At 72.5% G+C, this 15,476-nt stretch carries 13 protein-coding genes; 9 read left to right on the plus strand and 4 right to left on the minus strand.

The window, feature by feature from the left end; translation table 11 throughout:
- Positions 1 to 15: 15 nt before the first annotated feature.
- The 3 genes from IE265_RS05020 (at position 16) to IE265_RS05030 (ending at position 5,508) form a co-directional block, all read left to right on the plus strand.
- Positions 16 to 1,758: a dolichyl-phosphate-mannose--protein mannosyltransferase gene (locus IE265_RS05020; protein WP_190034123.1), complete on the plus strand. Its 1,743-nt coding sequence runs from the start codon at positions 16 to 18 to the stop codon at positions 1,756 to 1,758.
- Between the two features lie 288 nt (positions 1,759 to 2,046).
- A complete protein-coding gene (locus tag IE265_RS05025) occupies positions 2,047 to 3,663 on the plus strand; it encodes a penicillin-binding transpeptidase domain-containing protein (RefSeq protein WP_190034124.1) in 1,617 nt (538 codons plus the stop codon).
- Between the two features lie 126 nt (positions 3,664 to 3,789).
- Positions 3,790 to 5,508, plus strand: coding sequence for a penicillin-binding transpeptidase domain-containing protein (locus tag IE265_RS05030; RefSeq protein ID WP_190034125.1), 1,719 nt, complete (start codon positions 3,790 to 3,792; stop codon positions 5,506 to 5,508).
- 159 nt (positions 5,509 to 5,667) lie between these two features.
- On the opposite strand, the gene IE265_RS05035 is transcribed toward IE265_RS05030, so the two are convergent.
- Positions 5,668 to 6,009, minus strand: a complete 342-nt coding sequence (locus IE265_RS05035; protein WP_190034126.1) for an SsgA family sporulation/cell division regulator — start codon at positions 6,007 to 6,009, stop codon at positions 5,668 to 5,670.
- A gap of 192 nt (positions 6,010 to 6,201) precedes the next feature.
- Between IE265_RS05035 and IE265_RS05040 the strand changes: the two genes are divergently transcribed.
- From IE265_RS05040 to IE265_RS05065, 6 genes are all read left to right on the plus strand, one after another.
- Positions 6,202 to 7,263 (plus strand): energy-coupling factor ABC transporter permease, encoded by a 1,062-nt coding sequence (locus tag IE265_RS05040; protein ID WP_190034127.1) that lies wholly within the window; start codon positions 6,202 to 6,204, stop codon positions 7,261 to 7,263.
- Between the two features lies 1 nt (position 7,264).
- Entirely contained in the window at positions 7,265 to 8,026 is a 762-nt protein-coding gene (gene cbiQ, locus IE265_RS05045; RefSeq protein WP_190034128.1) for a cobalt ECF transporter T component CbiQ, read from the plus strand.
- Complete coding sequence (locus IE265_RS05050; RefSeq protein ID WP_190034129.1) at positions 8,014 to 8,772, plus strand: energy-coupling factor ABC transporter ATP-binding protein; 759 nt, start codon at positions 8,014 to 8,016, stop codon at positions 8,770 to 8,772. The genes cbiQ and IE265_RS05050 overlap by 13 nt, the downstream gene beginning before the upstream one ends.
- Positions 8,769 to 9,218: a MarR family winged helix-turn-helix transcriptional regulator gene (locus tag IE265_RS05055; protein WP_190034130.1), complete on the plus strand. Its 450-nt coding sequence runs from the start codon at positions 8,769 to 8,771 to the stop codon at positions 9,216 to 9,218. The genes IE265_RS05050 and IE265_RS05055 overlap by 4 nt, the downstream gene beginning before the upstream one ends.
- Before the next feature lie 114 nt (positions 9,219 to 9,332).
- Positions 9,333 to 9,782, plus strand: a complete 450-nt coding sequence (locus tag IE265_RS05060) for an organic hydroperoxide resistance protein (protein ID WP_190034131.1) — start codon at positions 9,333 to 9,335, stop codon at positions 9,780 to 9,782.
- 92 nt (positions 9,783 to 9,874) lie between these two features.
- Positions 9,875 to 11,062, plus strand: a complete 1,188-nt coding sequence (locus tag IE265_RS05065) for a serine hydrolase domain-containing protein (protein ID WP_190034445.1) — start codon at positions 9,875 to 9,877, stop codon at positions 11,060 to 11,062.
- Between the two features lie 225 nt (positions 11,063 to 11,287).
- On the opposite strand, the gene IE265_RS05070 is transcribed toward IE265_RS05065, so the two are convergent.
- The 3 genes from IE265_RS05070 to IE265_RS05080 form a co-directional block, all read right to left on the minus strand.
- Complete coding sequence (locus IE265_RS05070) at positions 11,288 to 12,133, minus strand: EamA family transporter (protein WP_190034132.1); 846 nt, start codon at positions 12,131 to 12,133, stop codon at positions 11,288 to 11,290.
- The gene (locus tag IE265_RS05075; protein WP_190034133.1) at positions 12,130 to 12,642 is read right to left on the minus strand and encodes a YbaK/EbsC family protein; all 513 of its coding nucleotides are present in this window, start codon (positions 12,640 to 12,642) and stop codon (positions 12,130 to 12,132) included. Before IE265_RS05075 ends, IE265_RS05070 begins: the two co-directional genes overlap by 4 nt.
- A gap of 540 nt (positions 12,643 to 13,182) precedes the next feature.
- Positions 13,183 to 15,417, minus strand: coding sequence for an MMPL family transporter (locus tag IE265_RS05080; RefSeq protein WP_190034134.1), 2,235 nt, complete (start codon positions 15,415 to 15,417; stop codon positions 13,183 to 13,185).
- Positions 15,418 to 15,476: the final 59 nt, after the last annotated feature.

Consider the following 15,476-nt stretch of genomic DNA (forward strand, 5'->3'; position numbering starts at 1 on the left):
CCCTACGATGGCGCGGTGACCAGTACCGCGTCCTCCACGGACACCCGGCAGGGACAGGGCGTCGACGAGCAGCGGCCGCCGTGGCAGCAGCGACTGCGCCGGTTCGGCCATGCGGCCGGACCCGACGAAGACGTCCGCGACCGCCTCGTGCCCGCGTACACCGGGCCCGGCCCCCGCCTGTGGGCGGCGCTCGGGCTCCGCAAGGAGGCCGCGGACCGCATCACCCGCTGGTCGGCGTGGGGAGGTCCGCTGCTCGTCACGCTGGTGGCGGGCCTGATGCGCTTCTGGAACCTCGGCAGCCCGAAGGCGGTGATATTCGACGAGACGTACTACGCCAAGGACGCGTGGGCGCTCATCCACCGCGGCTTCGAGGTCAACTGGGCCAAGAACGCCAACGACCTGATCCTGCAGAACAACGGCGACGTGCCGATCCCCACGGACGCGGCGTACGTCGTCCATCCGCCGGTCGGCAAGTACGTCATCGGACTCGGCGAGTGGATGTTCGGCTTCACCCCCTTCGGCTGGCGCTTCATGACGGCGCTGCTCGGCACGCTGTCCGTGCTGATGCTGTGCCGGATCGGCCGGCGGCTGTTCCGCTCGACGTTCCTCGGCTGCCTGGCCGGCGCGCTGATGGCCGTGGACGGCCTGCACTTCGTGATGAGCCGCACCGCGCTGCTCGACCAGGTGCTCATGTTCTTCGTCCTCGCGGCCTTCGGCTGCCTGGTCGTCGACCGCGACCGGGCCAGGGAACGCCTGGCGGCGGCGCTCGGGCAGGGTGCCGACGGGGTGGTGCGCCCCGACGCGCACATCGCGGAGACGACCCGCCTCGGCCTGCGCCCGTGGCGCTGGGCGGCGGGCCTGATGCTGGGTCTGGCCATCGGCACCAAGTGGAACGGCCTGTACATCCTGGCCGCGTTCGGCCTGCTGACGGTCCTGTGGGACGTCGGCTCACGGCGCGTGGCGGGTGCCCGCCGCCCCCGTACCGCGGTCCTCCGGCACGACCTGGGCTGGGCCTTCCTGGCCACCGTGCCGGTCGCCGTGGCCACGTACGTCGTCTCGTGGACCGGCTGGTTCCTGTCCGCCAAGGACGGCACCGGCGGCTACTACCGCGACTGGGCCACGGCCGACGGCCGGACCAGCGACTGGTCCTGGCTGTTCCCCGACTGGTGGCGCAGCCTGTGGCACTACGAGTCACAGGTCTACGAGTTCCATGTCGGCCTGCACTCCCCGCACACCTACGAGTCGAACCCGTGGAGCTGGATCGTCACCGGCCGCCCGGTCTCGTACTTCTACGAGTCCCCGCTCCCCGGCAAGGACGGCTGCCCCGCGGACACGGCCGAGAAGTGCGCCCGCGAGGTCCTCGCCCTCGGCACCCCGCTCCTGTGGTGGGCGGGCGCCTTCGCGCTGCTCTACGTGCTGTGGCGCTGGCTGTTCCGCCGCGACTGGCGGGCCGGGGCGATCGCGTGCGGCATCGTCGCGGGCTACCTGCCCTGGTTCTTCTACCAGGAACGGACGATCTTCTTCTTCTACGCCGTCGTCTTCGTCCCGTTCCTGTGCCTGGCCGTGGCCATGATGATCGGCGCGCTCCTCGGCCCGCCCGGCTCGTCCGAACGCCGCCGCGTGGTGGGCGCGGCGGCCTCGGGCGCGCTGGTCCTGCTCATCGTCTGGAACTTCATCTACTTCTGGCCCATCTACACCGGCCAGGCGATCCCCATCGAGCACTGGCGCTCGCGGATGTGGCTGGACACCTGGGTCTGAGCGGCCCGGCGCCGGCGGACCGGAGGGGAGGGCGTGGCACGCCGCCGCGCCCTCCCGCCGTGTCACGGCCGGACCCCGCGTGCGACCGGGTGCCGGACGAACCAGCCGGAACCGCGCCGCCCCGCCGCACCCCGGACGCGGCGTCCGGGCCCCGGACGGCCCGGCCCCGTCTCTCTTCGGACAACTTCTGGCCACTGCGGCCCCATACACCACTCCTCCCGCATACAGTGCGAGCATGGGACATCTTTCTGAACGCGTTCAGAAAGGTTGGCGGGAGGGGATCGCGCGATGCGCAGCGGGGCCAAGGCCGCCCTAGTGGGCGGTGTGTTCGCGGTGATGGTGGGGGGCGCCGGGTACGGCGCGTACACCGTCGTGTCCGGGGTCGACGGGGCGTCCGGGCCCGAGGCCGCCCGGACGGGACCGCCGTCGGCCGAGGAGGTCGAGGAGGCCAGCGGCCTGTTCTTCGCCGCCTGGGAGAAGGGGCGGGCCGCCGCGGCCGCCGAGCAGACCAACGACACCACCGGCGCGGCCGAGCGCCTGCTGGCCGGCTACCTCGACGACGCGCACCTCACCAAGGTGCGCATCACGCCCGGCACCCCGTCGGGCACGACCGTGCCGTTCTCCGTCGCGGCCACGGTGTCGTACGACGGGAAGAGCAAGCCGTTCTCGTACGAGAGCGAGCTGACCGTCGTCCGCGGGCAGACGACGGGCAAGCCCCGGGTGGCGTGGAGCTCCGCTGTCGTCCACCCGGACCTCAAGGACGGCGACACCCTGGTCACGGGCGAGGCCGAGAGCCCGCCCATCGAGGCCGTGGACCGGTCGGGCGCGGTGCTGACGAAGAAGAAGTACCCCTCGCTCGGTCCGATCCTGGACCAGTTGCGGGACAAGTACGGCGACACGGCGGGCGGCACTCCCGGCGTCGAGCTGGTCGTCAGGCACGCCGACGAGAACACGGCCGACGAAACGCTCGTCACCCTCGCCGAGGGCAGGGCCGGCAGGCTGCGCACGACCCTCAGCGCGAGCGTGCAGGCCGCGGCCGAGAAGGCCGTCGGGAAGTACGCCGAGTCGTCGGTCGTCGCGGTCAGGCCGAGCACCGGGGAGGTCCTGGCGGTCGCCAACCACCGCGAGGACGGCTTCAACGCGGCGTTCCTCGGCAAGCTCGCGCCCGGCTCCACCATGAAGATCGTCTCCGCGGCGACGCTGATCGACAACGGCATCACGACCTCGACGGGCCCCGCACCCTGCCCGGACGACGCGGTGTGGCAGAGCCAGACCTTCCGCAACCTCGAGGGCATGGAGCCCAACGAGGGCGCGACCCTGTCGGAGAGCTTCGCCCGCTCCTGCAACACCGCCTTCGTGAAGTACGCCGACGAGGTGAAGGTGGACTCGCTCACCAAGGAGGCCCGGGACCGCTTCGGGCTCGGCCGGGACGACTGGCAGACCGGCATCGCGTCCTTCGACGGCTCGGTGCCCGCCTCCGGCGGCCCGAACACGGCGGCCAACATGCTCGGGCAGGGCGAGGTGCAGATGAGCCCGCTCAACATGGCCTCGGTCACGGCGACCGTCGTCACGGGCACGTTCCGGCAGCCGGTCATCGTGCCTCAGCGCCTCGACAACAGGCCCCTGGCCCGGGCCGGGGGCCTGCCGGCCGGCACCGCGGCGCAACTGCGCCAGATGATGAACCGCACCGCGGCGAGCGGCACCGCCGCCCGGGCGATGACGGGTCTCGGCCCGAACTTCGGCGCCAAGACCGGATCGGCCGAGGTCGACGGGCAGGAGAAGTCCAACAGCTGGTTCACCGGCTACCGCGGGGACATCGCGGCCGCCGCCATGGCCCAGCAGGGTGGTCACGGCGGTGACGCCGCCGGGCCTATCGTGGCGCAGGTCCTGCGGGCGGGGGGATGAACGTCCGGAGGCCGCCGATTCACAGGTGGTCGAACTCACCCGCACAGGGCGGGACTCCGGGGTGGCGGCTCTCGTTCTCGTAGCGGAGCATCAGGGCACCGGGGAAGCAGCGAAGGAACGGAAGCCGTGGGCAAGAGAAGGCGTGCCGCAGAGCGCGGCAGGACGAAGCCGGCCGTCGTCGGCGGGCTGATCGCCGTGGTGGTCGGGGGTGCGGGACTCGCCGCCTACACCCTGTACGGCGGCGGCGCGGCGGCCGACGACGAGGGCTCGGCCTCCGGCGTGGGGACGGTGAAGACCGGTCCGCTGTCGTCGGCCGAGGTCAAGTCCGCGTCCACGGCGTTCCTCGCGGCCTGGCAGAAGGGCGACGTGTCCGCCGCGGCGGCCGCCACGAACGACGTCCCGGCCGCGCGCACCCAGCTCACGGGGTACGGCGAGGAGGCGCACATCAAGAAGGTGAGCCTCACCGCCAAGAAGCGCTCCGGCACCTCCGTGCCGTTCTCGGTCAAGGGCACGGTGTCGTACAAGGGGACGGACAAGTCCCTCGCGTACGAGTCGCGGCTGACCGTCGTGCGCCGCGCGAAGGACGGCGAGCCGGTCGTCGACTGGCAGGCCTCCGTCGTGCACCCGGAGCTGGAGACCGGCGACCGGCTGGTCACCGGCGCGGCCGGCACCCCGCCGATAAAGGCCCTCGACCGCGACGGCGGCGAGCTGACCACGGACGTGTACCCGTCCCTGGGGACGGTCCTGGACGGTCTGCGGGAGAAGTACGGCAAGAAGGCGGGCGGCAAGGCCGGCATCGAGCTGCGGGTGGTCCGCGGCGGGGGGAAGGACTCCGGCGCCGGGAAGACCGCCAAGAGCACCAACGACGGCAAGAACGACAAGACCACCAACAAGAACCCCGACAAGACGCTGCTGGAGCTGAGCGAGGGCACCCCCGGCACGGTGCGTACGACGCTCAGCCCGGAGCTCCAGGGCGCCGCCGAGGCGCAGGTGACGACGCGCGAGAAGGCGTCGGTGGTCGTCGTCCGGCCGTCGACCGGCGAGATCCTGGCCGTCGCGAACTCGGGGCACGGCTTCAACACGGCGTTCCAGGGCTCGCTGGCGCCCGGCTCCACGATGAAGATCATCACGGCCTCGCTGCTGATCGACAAGGGGCTCGCGTCGGTCGACAAGGTGCACCCCTGCCCCAAGTACTCCTCGTACGGCGGCTGGAAGTTCCAGAACGACGACAAGTTCAAGATCGACGGCGGCACGTTCAAGGCGAGCTTCGCGCGTTCCTGCAACACCGCCTTCATCAGCCAGGCCAAGGAGCTGAGCGACGACGACCTGACCAAGCAGGCCCAGCAGGTCTTCGGCCTGAGCATGGACAACTGGGCGGTCGGCGTGCCCACCTTCGACGGTTCGGTGCCGGTCCAGTCGCAGGCCTCCAAGGCGGCCTCGCTGATCGGCCAGGGCGGGGTGCGGATGAACCCGCTGAACATGGCGTCCGTCGTGGCCACGGCCAAGACGGGCACGTTCCACCAGCCCTACCTCGTCGCTCCCGACGTCGACGACCGCTCGCTGGCCAAGGCGCAGCGCTCCCTGTCCGAGGAGACGCAGACCGAGCTGAAGGAACTGCTCAGGTACACCGCCGCGGCCGGCACCGCCGCCGAGGCCATGTCCGGCCTCGGTCCCGACTACGGGGCCAAGACCGGCTCCGCCGAGGTCGACAACCAGAAGAAGCCCAACGGCTGGTTCACCGCCTGGAAGGGCGACCTGGCGGCGGCGGGCGTGGTCCAGCAGGGCGGCCACGGCGGCGAGGCGGCCGGGCCGATCGTGGCGGCGCTGCTGAGGTCGGGCAGCTGACCACCAGAGGCTGACGTCCGGCAGCCGGCGCCAGCGCGGAGGGCCGCGCGACCGGACGCGAGGGCCGCGCGACCGGAGAGGTCACGCGGCCCGGGCGGACGGCGGTCGGCAGACGGCAGACGGCAGACGGCAGACGGCAGACGGCAGACGGCAGACGGCTCAGTGCCGCACGGGTGTCGCCGAGTAGGTCTTGCGCAGGAAGCGGATCAGCGTCTTCGAGTCGAACTGCACGACGGCCACGCCGTGCGGCGAGTGGAACTCCATGACCGCCTGCACGCGGCCGCACGGCCAGATGCGTACGTCACCGGCGGCGGCCGGGGCGCGCAGCCCCTGTTCGAGCAGGTCGCGGGCGAAGGCCCATTCGTTCCGGCCGGGCAGGGTGATGTGCACCCTTGGAGGGTCGGCCTCGGGGTCGTACCGGAGTGCCACCGGGACGGCGGGCGGATCCTGCGCCGCGTCCGTCACGATGTGGGCGCGGGCGTACTGCTCGACGGCGGACATCGGTCGCTCCTTCGCCTGGGGCCCTCGTCGCGAACGCCCGGAGAGCCCATGGAGAACCTCGAAGGACCTCTTTGAGGCGCTTCCTCTCCAATGTCGCATATTTTCCGCAATGCGCCCCCGGGTGACTTCCCGGCCTATTGATGGTTCCCTCGCTCTTGCGAGTAGTTCGCAACAAGGCACTATCATCGTCGCGTGCATGTGCCTGATGGATTTATCGACGCTCCCGTCTCCGTCGCCGCCGGTGTGGTCGCCGCCGCGGCAGTCACCGTGAGCCTGCGCGGTGCCCGCAGAGAGCTGGACGAGCGCACCGCCCCGCTGGCCGGGCTGGTCGCCGCCTTCATCTTCGCCGTGCAGATGCTCAACTTCCCGGTCGCGGCCGGGACCAGTGGACATCTGCTCGGGGGTGCGCTGGCCGCGATACTCGTGGGCCCCTTCACAGGGGTCCTGTGCGTCTCGGTCGTCCTCCTCATGCAGGGAGTCCTGTTCGCCGACGGCGGCCTCACCGCGCTCGGCGTGAACATCACGGTCATGGCGGTGGTCACGACGGTCGTCGCGTACGCGGTCTTCCGCGGCCTGGTGAAGCTTCTTCCCCGGAAACGGCGTTCCATTACCGTCTCCGCCTTCGTCGCCGCCGTCCTCTCGGTGCCGGCCGCCGCCGCGGCCTTCACGCTCGTGTACGCGATCGGCGGCACGACCGACATCCCCATCGGGAAGGTGCTGACCGCGATGGTCGGCGTCCACGTGCTCATCGGCATCGGCGAGGCGGCGATCACCGCGCTCACCGTCGGCGCCGTCATCGCGGTCCGTCCCGACCTGGTCCACGGGGCCCGCGGACTGACCGCCCCCCTCAGGCTGCGGGTCGGCGGCGAACTCGTGGACGCCCCGGCGGACGAGCCCGTACCGGTCGCGGCCCGGTCCCACCGCAAGGTCTGGCTGACGGGCCTCGCCACCTCCCTCGTCCTCGCGGGCGTCGTCAGCTTCTACGCCTCCGCCAGCCCCGACGGACTGGAGAAGGTGGCCGCCGACAAGGGCATCGACGCCAAGGTCGAGGAGCACGGCGCGGCCGACTCGCCGCTCGCCGACTACAGCGTGCAGGGCCTCACCGGGGCCCGGCTGTCCGGCGGCCTCGCGGGCGTCATCGGCGTGGGCGTCACGGTCGCCGCGGGCACCGGCGTCTTCTGGTCCGTACGCAGGCGCCGCCCGTCCGCCGCGTCCGCCACGACCGGCGCACCCCGGGTGGGGGAATCGGCCTGACATGGGCGCAGGACACGCGCACCGGCTCTACCGGCACGGGCACTCGCCCGTGCACGCGCTGCCGCCGCACACCAAACTGGCGGCCGTCTTCGCGTTCGTCCTCGTGGTCGTCTCGACCCCGCGCGAGGCGATGTGGGCCTTCGGCCTGTACGCGCTGCTCCTCGCGGCAGTCGCGCACGCGGCCCGGGTCCCGGCGGGCTTCCTGCTCAAACGGCTGCTGATCGAGGTGCCCTTCGTCGCCTTCGCGGTACTGATGCCGTTCGTGGCGCAGGGCGAGCGGGTGGACGTGCTCGGCGTGTCCCTGAGCGTGAACGGCCTGTGGGGCGCCTGGAACGTGCTGGCCAAGGGCACCCTCGGCGTCGCCGCGTCGGTCCTGCTCGCCTCGACGACCGAACTGCGTGAACTCCTGCTCGGACTCCAGCGGTTGAGGCTGCCCCCGCTGCTCGTGCAGATCGCCTCCTTCATGATCCGTTACGGGGACGTCATCGCGGACGAGATGCGGCGGATGAGGATCGCGCGCGAGTCGCGCGGCTTCGAGGCCCGTGGCGTCCGCTCCTGGAGCGTCCTCGCCAAGTCCGCCGGCGCGCTCTTCATCCGCTCGTACGAACGCGGCGAGCGTGTGCACCTCGCCATGGTGAGCCGGGGGTACGCCGGTTCGATGCCGGTCATCGACGAGGTGACCGCGTCCCGGGCGCAGTGGTCCTACGCGCTCCGCCTGCCGTTCGCCGCCCTCGCCGTATGCCTGTTGGGATGGACGCTGTGACCCCCTCTCTGGAAGTGGCCGGACTGGCCTTCGCGTATCCCGACGGCCACCAGGCCCTCTTCGGGGTGGACCTGCGCATCGCACGCGGCGAACGGGTCGCGCTGCTCGGCCCGAACGGCGCGGGCAAGACCACCCTCGTACTCCACCTCAACGGCATCCTGACCGGCGGCGCCGGCACCGTCACCGTGGCCGGACTGCCCGTCGGCAAGCGGCACATGGCGGAGATCCGGCGCAAGGTCGGCATCGTCTTCCAGGACCCGGACGACCAGCTCTTCATGCCGACCGTGCGCGAGGACGTGGCCTTCGGGCCGGCCGCCTCCGGACTGCGGGGGCCGGAGCTGGAGGCCCGGGTGCGCACGGCACTGGAGCAGGTCGGGATGGAGGCCTTCGCCGACCGTCCGCCGCACCACCTCTCCTTCGGGCAGCGGCGCCGGGTGGCGGTCGCGACCGTCCTGGCGATGGAGCCGGAGATCCTGGTCCTCGACGAGCCCTCGTCCAACCTGGACCCGGCCTCCCGGCGCGAACTCGCGGACATCCTCAGGTCGCTGGACGTGACCGTCCTCATGGTCACGCACGATCTTCCCTACGCGCTCGAACTGTGCCCCCGCGCCCTCGTCCTGAGCGAGGGCGTGATCGCGGCGGACGGCAGGACGGGCGAACTCCTCGCGGACGACGCGCTGATGCGGGAGCACCGGCTGGAGCTGCCCTTCGGCTTCGACCCGCGCTCCGTGACAATGGGCGCGTGACGAACGAAGAGGATCCGCCGGCGGGGTCGCTGCTGCTCGACGACCAGCTGTGCTTCGCGCTGTACGCGGCCCAGCGCGCCGTGACCGCCGCGTACCGTCCGCTGCTCGAGGCACTCGGGCTGACGTATCCGCAGTACCTGGTCATGCTCGTCCTGTGGGAGCGCGGCGAGCTGACCGTCAAGGAGCTGGCCACCACCCTGCGGCTCGACTACGGGACCGTGTCGCCCCTGCTCAAGCGGCTGGAGTCGGCCGGGCTCGTGCGCCGGGAGCGCTCCGCGCGGGACGAGCGCTCGGTGCTCGTCGCGGTCACGGGGCGGGGCGAGGAGCTGAGGGAGCGCGCGGAGTGCGTGCCGTCGGCCCTGCTGGCCGGGACCCGGCTGGCCGAGGCCGAGGTACGGCGGCTGCGGGAGGACCTGCGGAGCCTGGCGGAGCGCGTGCGGACCTGAATCGGGGCCGTCCCGGGGGCTACCCCCGGGTAGGAACAGTCGTTCACCACTGGATACATTGTGTGCGATGTACTTGTGCACATTGCTTCCGCGCGCCCAGGGGTGAGGCGATCCATGACCGACACGGCCGCTCGGCTCGACAGCCGTCCCACGAAGATCATGTACGTGGCCGAGGCCACCGCCCACGGAGGGCGCGACGGGCATGTCACCAGCCAGGACGGCCGGCTCGCGGTGAAGGTCGCGATGCCGCCGGCATTGGGCGGCGACGGCGACGGCACCAACCCCGAGCAGTTGTTCGCGGCCGGGTACAGCTCCTGCTTCCACAACGCGCTCGTCCTCGTCGGCCGCCGCGAGGGCCTCGACCTGTCCGGCTCCACGGTCGCGGCGAAGGTCGGCATCGGCCCCAACAAGCAGCGGGGGTACGGGCTCGCGGTCGCCCTGAGCGTCTCGCTGCCCGTAGTCGACCAGGAGATCGCGTCGAAGCTCGTGAATGCGGCCCACCGGGTGTGCCCGTACTCGAACGCCACCCGCGGCAACATCGAGGTCACGATCGTGCTCGGCTAGGAATCGGCCGAGGCGGACGCGCGTTGCACCGACCGGCAGGACCGGGCAGGACCGGGCGGTACGACGACAGGGAGCGGGACGTGGCGGCGGACGTGGACGTGAAGGGCACGGTGGCCGAGGGCTTCGAGCCGGTCAGGGACGCGTTCGTACGGAACTTCGAGGTGCTGGGGGACCGGGGCGCGGCCGTCGCCGTCTATCGGGACGGGCACAGGGTCGTCGACCTGTGGGGCGGCACGAAGGACGTCGACGGCACGGCTCCCTGGGAGCGGGACACCGCCCAGCTCGTGCGCTCGGCGACCAAGGGGGTCGCCGCCGCGGCGCTGCTCCTGCTGCACCAGCGGGGCGTACTGGACCTGGACGCGCCGGTGGCCTCGTACTGGCCGGAGTTCAAGGCGGCGGGCAAGGAACGGGTCCTGGTCCGGCAGGTGCTGTCGCACCGGGCGGGACTGCCCGTCCTGGACCGGCCGCTGACTCCGGCCCAGGCTCTCGAACCGCTGCCCGGGGCCGAGGCCGTCGCACGCCAGGCCCCGGTGTGGGAGCCGGGCACCGACCACGGCTACCACGCGCTGACGTACGGCTGGCTCGTCGGTGAGCTGGTGCGGCGCACGACGGGCCGCGGGATCGGCGACTGGATCGCCGACGAGGTCACCGGGCCGTCGGGTGCCGACCTGTGGGTCGGGCTGCCCGCGGCGGAGGCCGGCCGGGTGGGCCGGGTCGGCCCGGTCGAGGCGCCCGAGAACGACGGCGCGCTGCGGGCCCGTCCGAAGCGGTCGGTCACCGCGGCCTACGAGGACCCGCGGTCGCTGACCCGCCGGGCCTTCGGCGCCATCAGCCCCTTCCCCGACCAGAACGACCCGGCGTACCGGGCGGCGGCACTGCCCGCGACCAACGGCATAGCGACGGCCGACGGTCTGGCCCGCTCCTACGCGGCACTGATCGGCGGGGCCGGCGGACGGCCGCCCCTGTTCGCGCCGGACACCCTGGCGGCGGCCCGTGCCGAGGAGTCGGCCGGCCCCGACCGCGTCCTGGTGGTCGGCACGCGCTTCGGCCTCGGTTTCATGCTCCACGGCCCCTCGTCGCCGTTCCTGGCACCGGGCTCCTTCGGACACCCCGGGCGCGGCGGTTCCCTCGGCTTCGCCGACCCGGAGTCCGGTGTCGCCTTCGGCTACGTCACCAACGGCTTCCGGAGCACGGTGACGGCCGACCCCCGGGCCCAGGCGCTGGTTCGGGCGGTACGGGCCTCGCTGCCCTCCGGGGACGGCTCGCACGCGCGGACGTGAGCCTGCCGGCCCCGGGCCGGGTCCGTGCAGTGCCCGGGGCGGGGCAGTACTCCCCCGGGGTTCCGGCCCGCCCCTCCCACCCGCCCGCGGCCCCCGGCCGCGCGGGCCCCGGCCCCGGCACGCCTGCGGACCTCGCGCGACGGGACCTCGTACACCGACCGGAAGGCCCGGCTGACCTCGGCGGCCCGTGGAGAGCCCCGGCGCGCGGGCGTGGGAGCCGCGGGGCTAGCCGGCGTGGAGCATCAGGCCTATGCCCACCACCAGCAAACCCGCGGCAGCGATCCGCGGCGCCCCGAACCGCTCCTTGAAGAACACCGCGCCGATCGCGGCGCCCACGATGATCGACGACTCCCGCAACGCGGCGATCGGCGCGAGTTCCGCGCGTGTCTGCGCCCAGAGGACCAGCCCGTACGCGAGCACGGAGAGGGCCGCGCCCAGCAGGCCGAGCACCGCGAACGGGCGCAGGACGGCCACCGTCCGCCCGCGCCACCGGTGGAGGGCGTACACCGGGATGACGACCCCCTCCAGCGCCATCAGCCAGGCGATGTAGGCGAGCGACGAGCCCGAGGCCCGTACGCCCAGGCCGTCGACGACCGTGTACGCGGCGATGGACAGTCCCGTCGCCAGCGCGGCCCCGATCGCCGCCCAGTGGGGCCGGCGGCCGCGCAGCCCCCACAGCGCGACGCCGGTCAGGCCCGCGCACGACACGGCGACGCCCGCAGCGGCCCAGCCGTCCGGCATCTCGTGCGCGAACAGCGCCGCGAGCACGGTGACGACGAGCGGGGCCGTTCCCCGGGCGATGGGGTACGCCTGGCCGAAGTCCCCCAGCCGGAAGGACCGCATGAGCAGTACGTAGTACGCGACGTGGATCACGGCGGAGGCGATCAGGTACGGCCACGCCCCGGCCGCCGGGAACGGCACGAACGGCACCATCGCGAGCCCGATGAGCATGCCGCCGCTGGCGATCAGCGTGAACCCGACCAGCTTGTCGGTGATCCGGTGCGCGATGGCGTTCCAGCTCGCGTGCGTGACGGCGGCGAGCAGCACCGCCGCGGTGACGAGCGGCGTCACTCGGACTGCTCGCGCACGTCCACGAGAGTGCCGCCCGCCTGGGCGATCAACGCCTTCGGTTCCATGGGGAACACGGTGTACGGGGTGCCCGCCGCCGCCCACACGACGTCGTGGTCCAGCAGCGAGCGGTCCGCGAGGACCCGGGTCCGGGTGCGGTGTCCGAAGGGCGGCACGCCGCCGATCGCGTACCCCGTCGTCTCGCGGACCAGTTCCACCCGCGCCCGGGTGACCTTCCCGGCCCCCAGTTCCCTGCGCACCAGCTCGATGTCCACCCGGGACGCCCCGTCCATCAGGACCAGCACCGGGACACCGTCGGCCGCGAAGATGAGGGACTTGCAGATCTGGCTCAGGTCGCAGCCGATCGCCTCGGCCGCCTCCACGGCGGTGCGGGTGGCGTCCGGGAAGCGGCGGACGCGTGCCACGAGTTCGCCGAGCCCCAGCTCGGCGAGCGCCTCTGCGAATCGGGGGTGGGCTCCGGAGCCCTCGGCAGCGGTGTCGGTCGTCGTCATGGAACGGCACGCTAGTGGTGCGTACGGGCGGCGTGCGAACCGGTTTGCGACGGGCCGCCGACGATGGCCCGGCCATCCCCTACTCCGGCCGGCCGACGCCGATTCCGGCGGCCCCCGGTGAAACCGGCCCCGACAGCGGCCGGCCCCGATCCGGCCGATCCGACACCGGCCGGAGTCCGGATCCGGCCGATTCCGATCCGGCCGAGCCCGACTCCGGCCGAGCCCGACTCCGGCCGGCCCAGTTCGGCCGGCCCGGGTCGGCACCCGGTCCCTGTCGACCCGGTCCCCCTCGGGCGGCTGCCCGGACCCGACGGCCGCCGCGCCACGGAACCGGAACCGGGCCGGGGCCCCGGGCCCAGAGCCCCGGGCGAAGTCGTACGGCCCGAGCCCCCGGTCGGAGCCGTGCGGCACGATCCGCCGCCCGGACCGAGCCGTACAGCCCGGACAGCCGCCCCGGCAGCGCCGTACCGCATGGAGAAGCCGGTGAGGGCGCCCGTCCCCACGGAGCCCTCACCGGCCGGTCGTGCCGGAGCCGTCGCGTCAGGCGCGCGCCAGCTCCCGGTCCCGGTCCCCGTCCTCGTCCCCGCCGAGGCCCTTCGACCGCTCGTCGTGGGCGCGCAGGCCCTCACCCTCGACGTCGACGTTCGGCAGCGCCCGGTCCAGCCACCTCGGCAGCCACCAGGCCTTGCGGCCGAGCAGCGCCAGCACCGCCGGGACGATCGCCATGCGGACCACGAACGCGTCGAAGAAGACCGCGATCGCGAGGCCGAAGCCGATCATCTTGATCATCGACTCGCTGGAGCCGATGAACCCGGCGAAGACGGCGATCATGATGACCGCGGCGGCCGAGACGACCCGGGCGCCGTGCTTGAACCCGGTCACGATCGCCTGGCCGGGCTTCTCGCCGTGGACGTACGCCTCCCGCATCCGTGTCACGAGGAACACCTCGTAGTCCATGGCGAGACCGAAGACGACACCCACCATGAAGATCGGCATCATCGACATGATCGGCCCGGTCTCCTCGACGCCGATCAGCCCGGACAGCCAGCCCCACTGGAAGACCGCGACGACCGCGCCGAGCGCCGCCATCACGCTGAGCAGGAAGCCGAGGGCCGCCTTAAGCGGGACGAGGATCGAGCGGAACACCACGATCAGCAGCAGGAACGCGAGCCCGACCACGAGCGCGAGGTACGGGACCAGCGCGTCGTTGAGCTTCTGCGAGAAGTCGATGTTCATGGCCGTGGAGCCGGTGACCAGCACGGTCGAGTCCGTATCGGCCCTGATCCCGTCGCCCGCGTCGCGGATGGAGTGGACCAGGTCCTCGGTCTTGACGGAGGACGGCTTCGACTCCGGGACCACCGTGATCATCGCGGTGTCGCCTGCCTTGTTGGGCTGCGCGGGCGACACGCTGACGACGCCGTCGAGGTCCTTGATCTCGTCGGTGACCTCGGCGAACGCGGCCTTGGGCGCGTCGCTGTCCTTCGCGTCGACGACGACCATCAGCGGACCGTTGAAGCCGGGCCCGAAGCCGTCGGACAGCAGGTCGTAGGCGCGGCGCTGCGTCGTGGACGTCGGCTGCGAACCGTCGTCCGGCAGACCCAGTTCGAGCGAGGCCGCCGGGACGGCCGCCGCGCCGAGGCCGATCACACCGAGCATCAGCACCGCGAGCGGACGGCGGACGACGAAGCTCGCCCAGCGGGTGCCCATGTTGGGCCTGCCGGCCTTCCTCGCGGCACGGCCGCCGCCGAGGAACCTGCTCTTGCTGCCGGCCGGCTGGACCTTGCGGCCCGCGTATCCGAGCAGCGCGGGAATCATGGTGAGCGCGATGAGGACGGCGATGGCGACCGTGCCGGCCGCCGCGACGCCCATCTTCGTCAGCATCGGGATGTTGACGACGGAGAGACCGACCAGCGCGATGACGACGGTCAGGCCCGCGAAGACCACGGCCGAGCCCGCCGTACCGACGGCCCGTCCGGCCGCTTCCTCGCGTTCGCGGCCCTCCGCAAGCTCCGCCCGGTAGCGGGAGACGATGAACAGGGCGTAGTCGATGCCGACCGCGAGGCCGATCATCATCGCGAGGGTCGACGTCGTGGAGCCCAGGTCGAGCGCGCTTGCCAGCGCGGTGATCGTGGAGACGCCGATGCCGACGCCGATCAGCGCGGTCAGCAGGGGCAGCCCGGCCGCGATCAGGGAGCCGAAGGTGATCACGAGGACCACGGCGGCGATCGCGATGCCGACGATCTCGGTGGATCCGGTCTCGGGCGTCGCCTGGAGCGCGTCACCGCCCACCTCGACGGTCAGGCCCGCGTCCCGCGCCTCCTGCGCCGCGTCCTGCAGGGCCTCCTTCGAGGCGTCCGTCAGCTCCATGCCGGAGACCTCGTAGTTGACCGAGGCGTAGGCGATCGACCCGTCCTCGCTCACTGCGTGGCTCTTGAACGGGTCGGCGACGGAGGTGACCTCGGAGCCCGTGCGCAGCTCCTCGACGGCCTTGCGCACCGTCTCCTTGTTGTCCTTGTCGGCCATCTTCTCGCCGGCGGGCGCCTCGAAGACGACCCGTGCGGTCGCCCCGTCCGCGCTCATGCCGGGGAAGCGGTCCTCCAGCAGGTCGAAGGCCTTCTGCGCCTCGGTGCCGGGAATCGAGAAGGAGGACGATCCGGCGACGGGCGCGGAGGCCGCGCCGACACCCGCGAGCGTCAGCAGTGCCACCCATATGAGGGCGACGAAGTGCCGTCGCCGGAAGGCGAGTCGGCCGAGTTTGTAAAGGAATGTGGCCACGGGGGCGTACTCCCGGTCAGGTCGGTGAGGGCATCAGGGCAGGGTTCATCGGCCCGACG

Source organism: Streptomyces fructofermentans (assembly GCF_014651055.1).
GTDB lineage: Bacteria > Actinomycetota > Actinomycetes > Streptomycetales > Streptomycetaceae > Streptomyces > Streptomyces fructofermentans.